Below are 15295 nucleotides of genomic sequence, written 5' to 3' on the forward strand. Positions count from 1 at the left end.
GGGGAAGGAGGATGGGGGTCCGGACAATGGGTTCGGGCGCATCTGGAGAAGTGGCATGAGCATGAACATTGGCAATCTGAAGCTGAACGAGCAGGGCACCCCGGTTGGTCGCATCGTGACGCTGGGCTTCAACGCAGTCGTGGCGCTGCGCGAGGTCGCCTCGAACAACGAGAAGGCACCCGCCTTCGACGTGATGGGCCTTTCGGCCGATCGTCGCACCTGGGTGAAGATCGGCGCGCTGTGGGAATATTCGGCCACCGGCTCGGGCGAGAGCTTCTACTCGGGCCGGCTCGACGATCCCGCGCTGGAGAAGCCTCTGGATGTGGCACTCTTCCGGCAGGAGGACGGCAGCTACAACGTCAGCTGGCGGCGCCCGCAGCGCAAGCGCGAGATGCCCGCCATGGGCAGCGACAGCGCCCTTCCGCCGATGCCGCCTGCAGGTCCCGAGGACGAGCACGCCGGCGGCCAGACCCCCGCTGCCGGCGATGGCCTCGGCGACAGCACTGCACCCGCTCCCAAGACGCCCGCTCGTGGCAAGCAGCAGAAGGAGCCCGAAACCGCCTGACCTTCAACCACCCTGCGCCGGGCAATCACGCCCGGCGCAAACCTTGTACGGAGTACCTTGAATGACACCAACCGTCGCAGGAATGCGGATTGCCCGCAGCGTCACCGCTCTCGAGACCGAACTCGACAACCTTCTCGCCAAATCCGGTGAGTTGCTGGCCGAAGTGGCGCGCGCGCGCGTCGCTAGCGGCGTGGAAGCGCATACCTTGCAGCAGCCATTGGCGCGGGTCGCCAACGTGCAGCGCGCCCTTGTCGGCGCCCGCTCCGAACTGGTGCGGGCCCATCGCGATCTGTCCAACCTCGCTCAGAAGATGGACCTGGGCGTTATCTGTCCCGAGGCGGCGGAGCTCAACGACGGCGCGCCGCATTCCGATGGGGTGACCGCAATAACGGCGTAAACCGCCGCTATCGCATACGAAGGCGCGACAGACCTTCGCCGGCTCATCAGCGGTGCTGATGAATGCCCACCGTCCCGGGGCGTGAAACGGGAATGAGGATCGCGACTAGCTCCAGAAGCGCGAGTTCGATCCGACAGACCAAGCGCTTCACCTAGCCGGCGTAAGCCCCCTGCGTCGGCGGAAAGGCCCGCCCTCCGGTTTCCCCGCCGGAGCGGCGGGTCTTTCTATGTGCGACACTCGTCCGTCTGCGTTCTTCCTCGAGGCAGCCGGCCGCCTTGCACATCAGCACATGCCGGGCTATACGGAGTCTAGTCCATAGTCCGGATTTTACGGAGTTCCCCGGTAACGTGGTTGAGAAGGCCAAACCCAGATTGAGGACCGGAACGGGTCCCGACCCTCGTGGGACGGAGGGCAAACATCGTCAGCCTGGCCACCGGTAAGCGCATGAAGGGAACCGCATATGAGCCTTGCAATCGAAAAAGTGAGATCGACGGAAGTTTCGAAGCGGTTCGGCTTCTACTACGATGAGGCAATGACACATCCCATCGCGATCGAGCGCAACGGCGCTGCGCGCGTGGTGATGATGCCGGCATCCGAGTACGAACGACTGACGCGCCTGGATCACGTCGCCCTCACTCCCCAGGAGTTGAGCGATGACGCCTACCGAGCCATCCGATCCGCCGAAGCCCCCCGCGAGGCCTTCGACCTCAACCACCTTATGGACGACGCCGGCTAACGCCGACGTCCTCCTTTACGAGTACCTATGGCGCGCCGAGCACGCGCGCGGTCTCGAAGATGGCAAGAAGGTGCGCCCCTGTCTGGTCGTTGCCACGTACGAGAGCCGGGGAGCGCTACGGGTCATCACGGCGCCGTTCACGACCCGCGACTACGCGCCTGAGACGACCGTCGAGGTGCCCGCCGCCGTGTCCCGCCACCTGCGACTGGACGGACGCAGCCGCATCGTGTGGACTGATCTGAACGAGTTCAGCTGGGTCAGCAGCGATGTGCGGCCAGGCACAGATGGCACACCCCATCTTGGTAAGGTGCCGGAGCGCCTGTGGCGGTCCGTGCTCGACAAGATCGTCGCCGCGAGTGTTCGACCCGTCCATAGGACGGCCTGAAAGCACAGTCACCGCGAGGAACGCTGCGGGCACCGCCTAGCCGGGGTTAGAGCGCGACGCCTCGGCAATCCCGGCCGCACGGGCTCCGGCGATGTTTCCGATGTCCAGGAGCGTGGAAACGGCCGATCACCGCGGCCCCCTCGATCGTGGATGCAAACTGCCCATGCCGAGCTGGTGCGCGCGCAACCCCGCGCCCTTGCTCAGGCCGATCCGAGCTTCTCGGTTGATGCCGACGCGCGAGGGCATTCGATCAACCCGCGCCGGGCAAGCCCGATGACGCTGGCTGTCACGAGAGGCGATCACAAGCGACGGGACCTTGCGCTGAACCGGCGAGCCGAACGACGTCGCTCTTTTGCGAGGTCAGCCCCCAGAGAGACCCGGTGATCCGACCGCCTCGGTAGTGCCCCTTGCCCCCGTTCGGGGACCTGCCCAACCCCGGCGAACCGGGCCGTGTTGCCCGCGTACCGCGGGCTGCCCGCACCACCCCGGTCCTTAGGGGTTCCCCTCCGCTGCGCTCCGGTGGGCCGGACCCCGCCCGTGGGCTCATCAGGGGCACCGGCGGACGAACCACCGGTTCAACTGGAGGCTTAGCAAAATGAACAACGTCAACCTGGTCGGTCGCCTTGCCAAGGACCCCATCGCTCGCGATCGCGGCGACACCCGCATCACCGAACTCACCCTCGTAACCGAACGCCCCCGCATCCGCGACGGCAAGGTCGAGAAGGACCCCGAAACCGGCTACCCGCTCAAGGACGCCGAGTTCCACAAGATCACCATCTTCAACGGCAAGGGCATGGGTGTCCGCAGCCACAAGGTGAAGGGCGACCTGCTCGCGGTGACCGGCCGCATCCACTACACCCGCTGGACCGACAACGAAGGCCAGACCCGCTACGGCTGCGAGATCATCGCCGAAGACATCGAGTTCCTCTGAACCCCAGCAAGGGCGGCGCAAGGCGCCGCCCTCTCTCTTTGGATCACCGCAGGAGTTACCGGCCATGAAGGACTTCGCCATCACCGCAACCCGCGACCTCGGCCGCGCCGCGGAGCGCCTCCAGGATCTCGAACGCTACTCCGATCGCCGCGACCAGCTGCTCGAAACCCTCGACCTGGACCTGCTTGGGCGTGACCAACTGTCCCGAATCTTCGCCGACGACGAACAGATCAACGAGGACCTCGCCTGGGGTCATCTCTACATCAGCCACCTCGCCGAAATGGAAGCTCTCGGATCGTCGATCTCCTCGGACTTGCGCCTCGCCGCGTAACAACTTGTTTTGACTCAGGAGAATTAGCGCCAGGGCTTCGCCTTGGCGCTCCCTGCTGTTATCCTTTCCGCATAAAAGCAGGGAGAATGCCGTGACCACGGCCGCCGATAACGACCGCACGCGCGACGAAGTCGAAGTGAAGATCATCGATCCCGACCTCGTCGTCAGGCTTGAGGTGGACTACACCGCAAATGCCGGCGAATGGGTCGAGGTCCTCATGCAAGGCCGTTCGCCCGATCTCCAGACCACCTTCCCGATCAGCATCACCTTCTTCACCCGGCCCGACGATATCGAGCCGTCAGAGCACGATCGCATGCTGACGCTCCCGAAAACCGAAGAGGAACGCTCTAGTCAGGCGGGCTGCCGTATCCGCATCTCCGACTTGGCCATGCGCGCGCTGCTGGCGCTCATCACGTCCAGCCATCGGAAAACCTTCAGCTTCGACGCCGTTCCGGCGCCGAAGCACGAAGCCCTCCTTATCGAGAACTTCGAGTTTTACCTCGAGCCCAAACCGGACCCACACAGCATCCATTAAACGGTAAGAGACACCGGCAGGCCGCATCCCGCAGGCGGGACCGGACTCTACTCCGCTAGGGCTTCATCGCATTGCCGGCAGTCGCCGGCGCGCTCAAAGCCCAAGCTCCGCCAAGCCCCGCTGCGCGGGTCTCGGCCCTGACGGGTCACGATCCCTTGCGGGAGGTGGCCGCGCCCACCCAGGACAGCGTTATCGGAACCCTCACGCCGAAGGGCGCGGGGAGAGCACAATTCTAATATATTCTCACACTGTAGGCCAAGTTTGGCACACGGGGCTTGGCGTCCGTCAAGGATCCGCGGTTCCCCCAATTTTCACGACACCCCTCCGCTGCGCTCCAGGATGCCGAGAAAATCGGCTCCCCCACGGCCCGCTGCGCGGCGGCCTGCGGCCGTCCCTGACCTCCTGATCCCCGGTGCCTGATGATGGGGGTCATCAAGAGGATGACAGAAAAATGGAGGTTTATCATGACCAAGTTCAACAACTTCGCCGATCTCGCCGCCAACCTTGCCGCTGACCGCATCGCCCGCGCTGATGAAGCTCACGAGCACAGCTACGACGGCGCCTTCATCGAGCACTCGGAACTCGCCAAGCTGAGCATCATGGACGAGCCGATCGCGACCGAGATGCCGGATCCCGACATGGCCCGCGCGGCGGTGGAACTGGCCGTCGGCACGATCTTCGACGTCTTCCGCGACACCCGCATGGAGGAGTTCGCGCAGCAGATCGTCTGGGGCTTCGTCAACTCCTTCCACATGACCGCCCGCCTCGCCGAGGGCCGCGAGGACGACGCCGCCAAGCAGCTGGGGGAACTCGCCCGCAACTACGAGCCCTCGGAGATCCACGCCGTCGAGCTCGAGGAGATGCAGCTGCTCTGCCAGACCCTGCAGGGATGCCGCGAGGCTCTGGAAGCCATGCGCGACCACGCCTCGGAAGTGTACCGGGTCGAAACCGGCAAGCCCTTTACCGCCACGCGCGGCTCGCAGGTCGCCCGTAACGGGGTCACCGCCTCGCAGATCGCTGCCCGCGACTTCCTCGCCGCACGCAACCGCCAGCGTAACGAGGAGCACGCGCCGACCGGCCCGATGGTGGTCGTGTCGGGCGGCCAGGTCTGGCACGACCACGAGATGCTCTGGGACATCCTCGACGACATCAAGGCCCGGGTCCCCGAGATGGTCCTGGCAACGACCGGGATGCGCAAGGGGGTCGACGCCATCGCCACCTCCTGGGCACAGTCGCGTAAGGTCAAGGCGATCAGCTTCATCCCCAACCGCGCACACGGCAACCGCGCACCCTTCCTGCGCAACGAGAACCTGGTCAAGCTGCGGCCGATCGAGGCCATCGTCTGCGAGGGCTCGGGCATCCAGTCCAACCTCGCGCAGCGCCTGCGCCAGGCCGGGGTACCGCTGCACATCCGCCGCCTCACCGACCAACGCGCCGCACAGTCCACCCAGCGGGCATAAGCGCCCATCGGGAGGCTCGGGCATCCGCCCGGGCCTCCCTCCTTCTTTTTGTCGCGCTACAGCGCGGCTCAGGGGCATCGAGCCCCGTCGCCGCGATTGCGAGGTGCCCGCCCGGCAGATCTCCCGCCCCGCCGAGGGGTGGGGAAAGGGATCTCTCTAGTCGTCCCAGTGTGTCGGCCGCGCCGGACGGTCTCAAGGACGGCAGGGTCCCACCATTTTCCTGCGGAAAATCGTTACCCCTACCGCCGCTCACGCGGCCGTTGCGCGGTCCTGTGACACCATCCAGCGCAGCCGACCCGATCACTCCCGTCATCAAGACAAAGGAGGAACGATCATGCACATCACGTTGTTCAAAGCGCTGAAGAACGCTAATATCTCCGACGACGCTGCCGAGAAGGTGGTGCACGCCTTCGAGGAGCACATCGACATGGCCGTCGCTGAAGCCATCAAGCACTACGACCAGCGCCTGACCGCGATGCAGGCCATCCTCGAAGCCAAGCTCGAAAGCGGGCTCAAGGGCGTCCAGACCTCGATCGACGGGCTCAAGTGGTACATCGTCGTGCAAGGCTCGCTCATGGCGGCTGCGGTGGCCACCGGCGGCATCCTCACCGCATACTTCCAGTTCATCAAATAACCGGGGGGCTTCGGCCCTCCAACAGTACCATCTCGCGAGGGGTCGTTCGGGCAGCCGGGCGGCCCCTTCTCGCATGGCGGCCCGCGCGGTGACCAGGCCCTGCTCGCTCGCATCCGCACAGGCCCTCCGGCCTGCACGTCGCTACGCCTTGCCGGGCCCGTAAGCGGATAGCTCCCGCCTCGCCGATAGGGGGCATCCCTCTCCCGGTCGTCCAATCGTGTCATGCGCTGCGGTTCGCCTCAAGGATGATCGGTACCCCCAATTTTCCCGCCGCTGACGCGACAAGAAAATCGGCTCCCCCGATCCCCGCTACGCGGCACGGACTTCGCCCGTGTCCTTGACCCGAGCCCGGTCACATGACCGCCGATCGCCGTCAGAACGAGGAGATTACACATGCCGCAGGACATCAACACCGACCATCTCACCGCCGCCGACCCGGACGTCGCCGAAGGGCACACGCTCACCAGCTGCTGGTGGGCCGACTGCGACTACGAGGGCGAAGAGGACCTCGACATCAACGACGACTGAGCGCCAGGAGGCAGGGGCCGGAGTAACGCGGCCCCTGCTAGCCATTCGAAGCGGCCGTCGCGGACAGCCCGATCGCCTGCGTCGTCCTGCCCGTGGAGAGGTCGCCCGCGCGTGGCGAGGGCGGTGGCCGGCGCGGCGGTCCCTCGCTCGCTGCCGGCCCTGCGGCCGTCTCGCTTCGCGCGGTCCGCCTTGCCGGATCACGGCACCGCCGATGGGCTTGCCCCGGCCCGCCTACGCGGTCCCGGTGCATCGCCCCGGCTCGCCTGCGGTGTGCTCGTCGAGAGGTCGCCCGCGCGTGGCGAGGGCGGTGGCCGGCGTGGCGGTCCCTTGCTCGCTGCCGGCCCTTCGGCCGTCTCGCTTCGCGCGGTCCGCCAGCGCCGGATCACGGCATCGCCGACGGGCTTGCCCCGGCCCGCATACGCGGCCCAGGTGCATCGCCCCGGCTCGCCTGCGGTGTGCTCGTCGAGAGGTCGCCCGCGCGCGGCGAGGGCGGTGGCCGGCGCGGCGGTCCCTTGCTCGCTGCCGGCCCTACGGCCGTCTCGCTTCGCGCGGTCCGCCTGCGCCGGGTCACGGCATCGCCGATGGGCTTGCCCCGGCCCGCATACGCGGTCCCGGTGCATCGCCCCGGCTCGCCTGCGTTGCGCCCGGGGAGAGGTCGCACGCGCGCGGCGAGGGCGGCGACCGGCGCGGCGGTCCCTTGCTCGCTGACGGCCCTGCGGCCGTCTCGCTTCGCGCGGTCCGCCTGCGCCGGATCACGGCATCGCCGATGGGCTTGCCCCGGCCCGCATACGCGGCCCAGGTGCATCGCCCCGGCTCGCCTGCGGTGCGCTCGTGGAGAGGTCGCCCGCGCGCGGCGAGGGCGGTGGCCGGCGCGGCGGTCCCTTGCTCGCTGACGGCCCTGCGGCCGTCTCGCTTCGCGCGGTCCGCCTTGCCGGATCACGGCACCGCCGATGGGCTTGCCCCGGCCCGCCTACGCGGTCCCGGTGCATCGCCCCGGCTCGCCTGCGGTGTGCTCGTCGAGAGGTCGCCCGCGCGCGGCGAGGGCGGTGGCCGGCGTGGCGGTCCCTTGCTCGCTGCCGGCCCTTCGGCCGTCTCGCTTCGCGCGGTCCGCCAGCGCCGGATCACGGCATCGCCGACGGGCTTGCCCCGGCCCGCATACGCGGCCCAGGTGCATCGCCCCGGCTCGCCTGCGGTGTGCTCGTCGAGAGGTCGCCCGCGCGCGGCGAGGGCGGTGGCCGGCGCGGCGGTCCCTTGCTCGCTGCCGGCCCTACGGCCGTCTCGCTTCGCGCGGTCCGCCTGCGCCGGATCACGGCACCGCCGACGGGCTTGCCCCGGCTCGCCTGCGGTGTGCTCGTCGAGAGGTCGCCCGCGCGTGGCGAGGGCGGTGGCCGGCGCGGCGGTCCCTTGCTCGCTGCCGGCCCTACGGCCGTCTCGCTTCACGCGGTCCGCCTTGCCGGGTCACAGCATCGCCGATGGGCTTGCCCCGGCCCGCCTACGCGGCCCTGGCGCATCGCCCCGGCTCGCCTTCGCGGCGCGATCCCGGAGCCGAAAGAGGATGGGGAGGGAGGGAAGCAGTCCTTCAGATGGAGAGAGACATGCTGACCTTCTTCCGTATTGTCGACACGCGCACGAAGCTCCTTTCGAAGCCGGCGCCGCTGAACGCTCGCGAGCTCGCCAACTTGCGCTCGATCCTTCAGGGCGCAGGCGTTTCCCCCATCCTCGATGATGGCGAACACGACGGCACCGCCTACAACTTCGAGGCCAATGCCAACGGACTCGCGATCGCCCAATTTGCCGCTCTCTTCCGTGATCGCCTCGACCTTCTCGCGATCGTTGAGGAAGCCCAATTTCTCGGAAGGTCGATCCGGGTCAGCCGGGCTGCCCGCAATTGCGACGCCCTCCTCGAAGTCAGCGAACACATCGCCCTCTCACCAGAGATCGCGGTGACGCGCAATCAGGCAGGCCATGTATTCGAGTGCCTCGATCTTGATCCGGTTACCTCCACCCAGATCCCGCTCGATGCACTTCGTTCCAAGTTGAGCAATCCGGCGACCTACCACCGCTTCAGGCGACACGGCCTTGCGAACACGTACGAGTACCTTTCGCGCCTCTCGTACATCGATTGCGGGGAGCAATTCCCACACCTGGCCTGGGCCTAAGCCTCCTCCCAAGCCGCACACTGAAAAGGGCGCCGGAGCAAGCTCCAGCGCCCTTTTTTGCAAGCTGCTCTCGCGATTTCGCCCAATCGCAAGGCCCCTTACGCTGGCTCCAAAGCCTTCTCGCTCTGCGGTTTGCCAACCGCCTTTTCTCCGACCGCCTGCAGCGCCTCAAGCGCTGCCTTCGGTTTGAGATCTACGGCCCGCGTCAGGATCGCGATCGCGGACTCAATCGTCAGCTTTTTCACAAGCCTCTGGAGCTCCTTTTCCCGCTCCTCGCGCTCCATCTCAACGAGCCGGTTTCGACGTTCCACCAGCTCGCGTTCCGCGGCTGCGATCGCCTCACGTTCCTTGTCCAATTTCCCTGCCATAATCATCTCCGAACAAGTGGAGTCCTCGCGATGGTTTCTATCACGATTTCGCAATGTGGCGAGCCACCATATTACCTCGGCGCTGGCACAGCACTGGGCCCGGCCATGCCCGTCACCGAATGCAATTGGCGTCGACGAGCCAGGCTAGATGTCCCACTTCAACCTAGAAGGCGACTTCATCCAATGCGGTCTATCGACCGAACTGTCCCTCACGGGACTCCGATCCTCTTCCCAGGAACCACCCAAGCAACGACTAGAGACAGGAAGGCCGATCAGTCCCTATTTTTTGCACACCCTATGCGGCAAGCCGCGTGTTAAGTATTTGATGCTCCACCGGTATCACCCGATACCAGCGGTATCGGGTGATACCACGCCAAATCTAACCGGCGATTATCGCGATATAACAAGCGGTTATGCTGATATCGCACGGTATCGGAAAGCCAGTAGACAGCCCGAATTGCCCTCGGTAGAACCGTTGCTGCGATAGCCGAACCAAGCTCCAACATTGTTTGGAGCTTCAATGAAACAAGTATCTGGAACTCAGCAGCTGGGTGTCCGTCTGACGCCGGAGTTGCTGCGCCTCGTTGATGACGTGGCGTCGATGCGGTGCTGCGATCGCTCCGAAGCCATCAGGCACCTCATTCAGGTTGCCGCGCCGCTCGTTCTCAAATCGAAATCTATCAACATCGAGCGGCTTCTCACCGGGCTCGAGATCCTCGTCATCGACTGCCTGAGAAAGGCATCCGAAACGAACCCTGGCGACGTCGACATGCTGGTCAAGGCGGCCTCCACCAACGTGGAGACGTACCATGTCTAACCAGGACATTCGCTTCAGCAAGAAAGCGGCCACGATCGAGCACCATTCCGCGCGCGGAAAGGTGGTCCGAAACTCCGGCAATTTCACGCGTGGATCGCAGCTCTTCTCGCATGAGCTAATGATGACCTGGGCCGGTGTCCGGGTGCCGATAATGACGTGGCTTGGCGCTTCCGCCATCCTCCTTTCGACCGTCTCGTTCTTCTACTTCCAGGAGCACGAGGTCCAGCTCGTGCTGATGAAGATTTATGCGGAAGTGTGGAATTGGGTGGCGCTCAATCCACACAAGCAGGTGAACCTCACGCTGCCCGATAGTTCGGTCGTGGTGGGGCAGATGTCCTGGGTGCCTTTCCATTCAGCGGTGGTCGCGGCCTGGGACAAGTTCATGCGTCTGTTACTGGCTTCGGCGTTGGGGGCTGTGTTCATCTGTGCGCCGCTCACGCTGTGGTTCATCGACTACTCCAAGAAGCGCGGAAAAGAGATCCTGAAGGAGCGCCACGAACGTGGCGCGCTGTTGATCTCGCGCGAGCAGCTGACCGAAGAAATCGGGCGTCACAACCGCGAGGAGTTCCACAAGGAATGTGCCGAACGGACGCCGCCGGTCTCACCGGCCAAGGTGTTGAAGCTACCTATCCGCAAGCGCATCCAGAACGACTTCCACGTGCCCTATCGGCTCGCGACCATCCCGGTGCCGTGGCGCCTCGAGCAGAGCCACATGATGTTCATCGGCACCACCGGCGCCGGCAAGACCACGGAGCTCAAGAAGCTGGTCACACAGGCCCGTGCGCGCGGCCACCGCTGCGTCATCTTCGATCTCACCGGCAGCTTCGTGGAGAGCTTCTACAACCCCGAGACCGACACCATCCTCAACACGATGGACAAGCGCTGCAAGCCTTGGACGATTTTCTCTGATTGCGACAACTACGCTGAGTTTCTTTCTGCTGCGGAGGCCCTCGTTCCGGGCGGCCATAACTCCGAGGACGACTTCTGGCAGAAAGCGGCCCGGACGCTCTTCGTCGAGATGTGCATGAAGCTCATCCAGAAGGGCGCCACCAGCAATGGCGCTCTTGCCTACCACCTGATGCAGGCGGACCTCAAAAAGATCAGCGAAGAGCTCGAGAACACCGTCGCCGCACCGCTGGTCGCGACCCAGGCTGCAAAGATGGCGGAGTCGATCCGCGCGACCTTCAACACGCACGCCAATGCCCTGCGCTTCCTGCCCGATCCGGCGCCGGGCGAAGAAGGGTTCTCCATCAACCGCTGGATGGCTCAGGAAGGCGACGAGGGGGCGATCCTGTTCATCACCTCCACCCATCCAGACCTGGTGCTGAACAGGCCCCTGCTGACGCTCTGGATGGACCTTGCTGTGAACGCCTTGTTCCGGATCGGTCGCACGCGCAACCTGCGCACCTGGTTCCTCCTCGACGAGGTCCATGCGCTCCACCGGCTACCGGCGATTGAGCATGGTCTGCAGACCGCGCGTGCGGTCGGCGGAGCCTTCGTCCTGGGCATCCACTCATTCGGTAAGCTGGCCGAAACCTATGGCGAGAACGGCGCCATCAACCTTGGTTCGCTGGCTCGAACCAAACTCATCCTGACCACCTCGGATATCGAGACCGCCAAGCGCTGCTCGGACTTCATCGGCAGCCGCGAGGTCCGCCAGATGGATGAGGCCTACAGCTACGGCTACAACAACTCGCGTGACGCTTCCACGATCACGCCGCGCAAGGAAGTGCAGCACCTTGTCATGCCCGATGACATCAAGGAGCTGCCGGCGCTGCACGGGTTTGTGAAGTTCCCTGACGGTTTCCCGGCGGCGCAGATCCAGCTCAAGTGGCAGCCGTATCCGGAAGTCGCCAAGGGCTTCGAACGCGTGACCACCATGCGCGCCTCCGAGTACACGCCGCCGGAGGAATCCGACGAGGGCACCAAGGGCGAAGAAGGGCGCGAGACCGACACTCCGGACAACAAGCCGAACGAGGTGCTGCACCTGGGGGAACGGCAGCCAGAGCATGATCCGATTACCGGTGAGATACGTTCAGAAGCCGAGCTTAACGCGGAGGCCCTCAGGCAGGCGTTTCCCTCCCCGCCGACCGAGCCCAACGCGCCGCAGCAACCGAGCCCCGCAAGCGATCCATCGCCGCAACTCGCGCCCAGCGCCAAGACCTGGTTGTCTGGGATCCCTCCTCAGATTGGAACCGGCGACGATCGCAAGGAAGCGGAGCGCGCTCAGCCCGGGAGCACCGATGCGCAGCGGCTGCAGAAGTCCGATCAGCGCAAGGAGACCGATCGCCCCGGCGTGCCCAAACAGGACCAGGAAAGCCTGATTGCGAGAGAGGAACGCCAGGGCATCGGTATCGAGGAAGAGGAGCATAAACACGACAAGGACGCTGGCGATGATTTCGGAATGGAGATGTAGCCCATGCACTCCATCGCATCGGTGCGCTCCGCAGGGGGAGCCGCAAGCTACTTCGCCAAGGATGACTACTACACCGCCGAGCATTCCTCCGAAGCGACAGGGTGGGGTGGCAAGGGCGCGGAGGAGCTCGGACTGTCGGGCGATGTCGGTAAGGACGACTTCGAGAACATCCTGAACGGCAAGCTGCCTGATGGCACGACTGTCAACCAGTCGGCCAAGAGAACGACTGGCATCGACATGACCTTCTCGATGCCGAAGTCTGCCAGCGTGATGGCGTATGTCGCTGGCGACAAGCGGGTCCTCGAAGCCCACATGACCGCGGTCAAGGCGACCATGAGTTGGGTCGAGAAGACCATGGCAGAAGCGCGGGATTACAGTCGCAGCAAGACGGGAGAACCGGTCAGGACCGGCAACCTGGTCTACGCGCTGTTCGAGCACGACACGAGCCGCAAGCTGGATCCGCAAGGGCATATCCATGTGGTTGTTGCGGCGATCACGCGGACGGCCGCGGGTAAGTGGCAGGCTTTGCGCAATCACGAACTTTGGCGAAACAACACCACGATCGGCTCGGCATACCATGCCGCGTTTCGGCAAGAGCTCGCAAAGCTCGGATATGAGACCCAGTTGACCGGAAAACACGGCACCTTCGAGATCAAGGGCGTTCCGAAGGAAGTCATCCAGGAGTTCAGCAAGCGCCGCGAGGAGATCGTGGAGAAGGCCAACGAGATCGGGATCTCGACACCCCAGGGTCGCGACCGGGTGGTGGTCAACACGCGTGATGCAAAGATTGAGGTGGAGGACCGCGCGAAGCTGGGCGAGACATGGATTGCCCGCTCTGTCGCGCTGGGTTTCGATGGCAGGGAACTGCTCGCCGAGGCGCTTGGCCGCAGCGGCGGCCCCACGGCGAACGATCGCGATCAGCCGATTGGTTTCGCCAGCAGGGTGGCGGATATCCTCACCAGCTTACCGGGCGTCATCGGTGAATATCTTCGGCCTTCCGACAATCTGACAACGAACGGCCTCGCACGGATCGCGCTAACACCGACAGAGCTGCGGACGGAGCTGGCCGTGGGATCGGCCGTCCGTATCCTCGGTCAGCGCGAGGCGGCATTCTCGCTGACCGATATCTACAAGACCGCATTGAACCTTGGCCTTGCCGGAGTGACCATCGAGGGAGCCGAGAAGCGTGTCTCGGCGCTTATGGAGGGTGGGCAGCTCATCGAAGGCGCCACCGATCGGCTCGACGGTGTGTTCACCCATGTCACTACCCCGGAACATGTTGCCCAGGAGAGGCAACTTCTTTCCGGTATCGACAAGGGCCGCGAGGCATCCACGCCGATCGTGCCTGGTGCGCAAGTTGCCGAGCGCCTGAAGGAAACGGGCGGCGAGCATCAGCTGAACGGCGAGCAGCTCGCCGCCGCCACGCTCGCGCTGTCCACCTCCGACCGCATCGCCGTCATCCAGGGGGTCGCCGGCGCCGGCAAGACTACACTGGTCCAATCGATCAAGGAGCTTGCCGCGCAGGAGGGCCGGGAAACCCTCGGCCTCGCCTTCGCCAACAAGATGGTCGGCATGCTGCGCGATGAGGCAAAGATCGAGACTCAGACTGTATCGAGCTTCGTGAACGCGCATCTGCGAGGGGCGCTTGCGGGGAGCGGACCGGCGTTCGATGCCTCCAGCGCCGCGTTGGCCGGCAAGGTGATCGTCCTGGACGAATCCTCGCTGGTGGCGAACGACGCCATGAACAACCTCGTGACCATCGCCAACAACCTGAAGGTCGATCGCCTCATCATGATCGGCGATTTCAAGCAGCTGCAGTCCATCGATGCAGGCAAAGCCTTCAAGCTCGTGCAAAGCCACCAACCCGCGATGGCAAAGCTCGACATCAGCCAGCGCCAGAAAACCGAGCACATGCAGCAGGTCGCCGCGCTCAGCCGGGCGGGCAACTTCCGAGAAGCCTTCGACGTGTTGGGGGACCGGGTTCAGTCCCATGGGAACGACTACCTGGAGATGGCAGCGGAGAAGTGGCTCAGCCTTCCGGCAGAAGAACGAGATACCACCGCCATCTACGCCTCGGGTCGAGCATCGCGCACCACGCTCAACAGGCTCGTACAGGAGGGCCTCAAGCAGGAAGGAACGATCAAGGGCCCGGGGCTCAGTCTCACCACGCTTCAGCTGGTGAACACCGTTCGCGAGGACATGCGCTACGTCCAAACGTACAGCGCGGGACAAGTTCTCGACGTTGCCCGCAACTCGCCTGAAGTGAACCTAGCGCGTGGACGCTACGAGGTGCTCGGCGCCGACACGAAGGGTCGCGTCGTCGTGCGCAACGAGCGGGGAAAGGAGATTAAGTTCAACCCGCAGCGGATCCATCCGGACGACAAGAAGGATTCCCTGAAGCTGTCCGAAAAGATGGATACGACCCTTCACGAGGGCGACAAGATCCGTTGGACCGATACTGACAAAGCCCGAAACCTGGACAATTCCGATCACGCGCGGGTTCTGTCTGTCAGCGAGCAAGGCGTGAAAATCGAGAACTCCAAGGGCGAGGTGCTCGAGCTCCAGCAAGGTGACAAGATGCTCGAGCGACTTGGGCTCTCCTATGCCATCAACATGCACCAGGCACAGGGCATGACAACCGACAAGGGCATCGGCGCAATGCACTCGGCCGAGCAAAACCTCGCCACCCAGCGCCTGACCTACGTGATGCTGACGCGCGTGCGGTTCGACATCGAGATCTTCACCAACGACAAGGATCAGGTCCTCCAGACCATCACCCACAATCCGGGCGATAAACCGAGCGCACTCGAGACGATCGGCGAAAAGCAAATCGACACCGGGCGAAGCCTTGACCCCGCGAAGGCAGGGACTTTCAGCCCGACCATCCCAGCGGACATCCTTGTTGGGGGCGCCGCCAAAGCGGCCTTTCCGACGGCCGCAATCGATGCCTCAGCGCCGGCCAAGGAGCCAACGATGCCGCCACCGGCGAAGGAAGTCGACCTACCCGAACGCAACATTGAACGCAGCCGATGA

15 protein-coding genes are annotated in these 15295 nt (G+C 64.6%); 14 read left to right on the plus strand and 1 reads right to left on the minus strand.

Features of this window, described 5'->3' with window-relative positions; translation table 11 throughout:
* Positions 1 to 55: 55 nt before the first annotated feature.
* The 11 genes from GVL61_RS22025 to GVL61_RS22070 all read left to right on the plus strand — a co-directional run bounded on the left by GVL61_RS22025 (position 56) and on the right by GVL61_RS22070 (position 8661).
* Positions 56 to 565, plus strand: coding sequence for a DUF736 domain-containing protein (locus GVL61_RS22025; RefSeq protein WP_235037846.1), 510 nt, complete (start codon positions 56 to 58; stop codon positions 563 to 565).
* Positions 566 to 626: 61 nt separating this feature from the next.
* Positions 627 to 962, plus strand: a complete 336-nt coding sequence (locus GVL61_RS22030; RefSeq protein WP_159982986.1) for a hypothetical protein — start codon at positions 627 to 629, stop codon at positions 960 to 962.
* A 460-nt stretch (positions 963 to 1422) separates the two neighbouring features.
* Positions 1423 to 1698, plus strand: coding sequence for a type II toxin-antitoxin system Phd/YefM family antitoxin (locus GVL61_RS22035; protein ID WP_159982988.1), 276 nt, complete (start codon positions 1423 to 1425; stop codon positions 1696 to 1698).
* A complete protein-coding gene (locus GVL61_RS22040; protein ID WP_159982990.1) occupies positions 1616 to 2083 on the plus strand; it encodes a type II toxin-antitoxin system PemK/MazF family toxin in 468 nt (155 codons plus the stop codon). Before GVL61_RS22035 ends, GVL61_RS22040 begins: the two co-directional genes overlap by 83 nt.
* Before the next feature lie 595 nt (positions 2084 to 2678).
* Positions 2679 to 3014: a single-stranded DNA-binding protein gene (locus tag GVL61_RS22045; RefSeq protein ID WP_007688513.1), complete on the plus strand. Its 336-nt coding sequence runs from the start codon at positions 2679 to 2681 to the stop codon at positions 3012 to 3014.
* 64 nt (positions 3015 to 3078) lie between these two features.
* On the plus strand, positions 3079 to 3345 hold the full coding sequence (locus GVL61_RS22050) for a hypothetical protein (RefSeq protein ID WP_159982992.1): 267 nt from the start codon (positions 3079 to 3081) through the stop codon (positions 3343 to 3345).
* 91 nt (positions 3346 to 3436) lie between these two features.
* A complete protein-coding gene (locus tag GVL61_RS22055; protein WP_159982994.1) occupies positions 3437 to 3880 on the plus strand; it encodes a hypothetical protein in 444 nt (147 codons plus the stop codon).
* Between the two features lie 464 nt (positions 3881 to 4344).
* On the plus strand, positions 4345 to 5340 hold the full coding sequence (locus GVL61_RS22060) for a DUF2493 domain-containing protein (RefSeq protein WP_159982996.1): 996 nt from the start codon (positions 4345 to 4347) through the stop codon (positions 5338 to 5340).
* A 334-nt stretch (positions 5341 to 5674) separates the two neighbouring features.
* Entirely contained in the window at positions 5675 to 5974 is a 300-nt protein-coding gene (locus tag GVL61_RS22065) for a hypothetical protein (protein WP_159982998.1), read from the plus strand.
* 393 nt (positions 5975 to 6367) lie between these two features.
* Complete coding sequence (locus GVL61_RS25310) at positions 6368 to 6502, plus strand: hypothetical protein (RefSeq protein ID WP_255456522.1); 135 nt, start codon at positions 6368 to 6370, stop codon at positions 6500 to 6502.
* 1595 nt (positions 6503 to 8097) lie between these two features.
* A complete protein-coding gene (locus GVL61_RS22070) occupies positions 8098 to 8661 on the plus strand; it encodes a hypothetical protein (protein WP_159983000.1) in 564 nt (187 codons plus the stop codon).
* Positions 8662 to 8759: 98 nt separating this feature from the next.
* On the opposite strand, the gene GVL61_RS22075 is transcribed toward GVL61_RS22070, so the two are convergent.
* Positions 8760 to 9017 (minus strand): hypothetical protein, encoded by a 258-nt coding sequence (locus tag GVL61_RS22075; protein WP_159983002.1) that lies wholly within the window; start codon positions 9015 to 9017, stop codon positions 8760 to 8762.
* Positions 9018 to 9549: 532 nt separating this feature from the next.
* On the opposite strand from GVL61_RS22075, the gene GVL61_RS22080 reads away from it, so the two are divergent.
* The 3 genes from GVL61_RS22080 to mobF are packed head-to-tail and all read left to right on the plus strand — an operon-like array spanning position 9550 to position 15295.
* Positions 9550 to 9846, plus strand: coding sequence for a hypothetical protein (locus tag GVL61_RS22080; protein WP_159983004.1), 297 nt, complete (start codon positions 9550 to 9552; stop codon positions 9844 to 9846).
* Positions 9839 to 12262, plus strand: coding sequence for a type IV secretion system DNA-binding domain-containing protein (locus tag GVL61_RS22085; protein ID WP_159983006.1), 2424 nt, complete (start codon positions 9839 to 9841; stop codon positions 12260 to 12262). Before GVL61_RS22080 ends, GVL61_RS22085 begins: the two co-directional genes overlap by 8 nt.
* Positions 12263 to 12265: 3 nt before the next feature.
* The gene (gene mobF, locus GVL61_RS22090) at positions 12266 to 15295 is read left to right on the plus strand and encodes a MobF family relaxase (RefSeq protein WP_159983008.1); all 3030 of its coding nucleotides are present in this window, start codon (positions 12266 to 12268) and stop codon (positions 15293 to 15295) included.

This window comes from Novosphingobium sp. 18050 (assembly GCF_902706195.1).
In the GTDB taxonomy this organism is placed as follows: domain Bacteria; phylum Pseudomonadota; class Alphaproteobacteria; order Sphingomonadales; family Sphingomonadaceae; genus Novosphingobium.

Excerpts from the sequence above, each read along its gene's own strand:
- GVL61_RS22025 (WP_235037846.1), top strand. The coding sequence starts at position 56 with ATGAGCATGAACATTGGCAATCTGAAGCTGAACGAGCAGGGCACCCCG.
- GVL61_RS22030 (WP_159982986.1), top strand. The coding sequence starts at position 627 with ATGACACCAACCGTCGCAGGAATGCGGATTGCCCGCAGCGTCACCGCT.
- GVL61_RS22035 (WP_159982988.1), top strand. The coding sequence starts at position 1,423 with ATGAGCCTTGCAATCGAAAAAGTGAGATCGACGGAAGTTTCGAAGCGG.
- GVL61_RS22040 (WP_159982990.1), top strand. The coding sequence starts at position 1,616 with ATGACGCCTACCGAGCCATCCGATCCGCCGAAGCCCCCCGCGAGGCCT.
- GVL61_RS22045 (WP_007688513.1), top strand. The coding sequence starts at position 2,679 with ATGAACAACGTCAACCTGGTCGGTCGCCTTGCCAAGGACCCCATCGCT.
- GVL61_RS22050 (WP_159982992.1), top strand. The coding sequence starts at position 3,079 with ATGAAGGACTTCGCCATCACCGCAACCCGCGACCTCGGCCGCGCCGCG.
- GVL61_RS22060 (WP_159982996.1), top strand. The coding sequence starts at position 4,345 with ATGACCAAGTTCAACAACTTCGCCGATCTCGCCGCCAACCTTGCCGCT.
- GVL61_RS22065 (WP_159982998.1), top strand. The coding sequence starts at position 5,675 with ATGCACATCACGTTGTTCAAAGCGCTGAAGAACGCTAATATCTCCGAC.
- GVL61_RS25310 (WP_255456522.1), top strand. The coding sequence starts at position 6,368 with ATGCCGCAGGACATCAACACCGACCATCTCACCGCCGCCGACCCGGAC.
- GVL61_RS22070 (WP_159983000.1), top strand. The coding sequence starts at position 8,098 with ATGCTGACCTTCTTCCGTATTGTCGACACGCGCACGAAGCTCCTTTCG.
- GVL61_RS22080 (WP_159983004.1), top strand. The coding sequence starts at position 9,550 with ATGAAACAAGTATCTGGAACTCAGCAGCTGGGTGTCCGTCTGACGCCG.
- GVL61_RS22085 (WP_159983006.1), top strand. The coding sequence starts at position 9,839 with ATGTCTAACCAGGACATTCGCTTCAGCAAGAAAGCGGCCACGATCGAG.
- mobF (WP_159983008.1), top strand. The coding sequence starts at position 12,266 with ATGCACTCCATCGCATCGGTGCGCTCCGCAGGGGGAGCCGCAAGCTAC.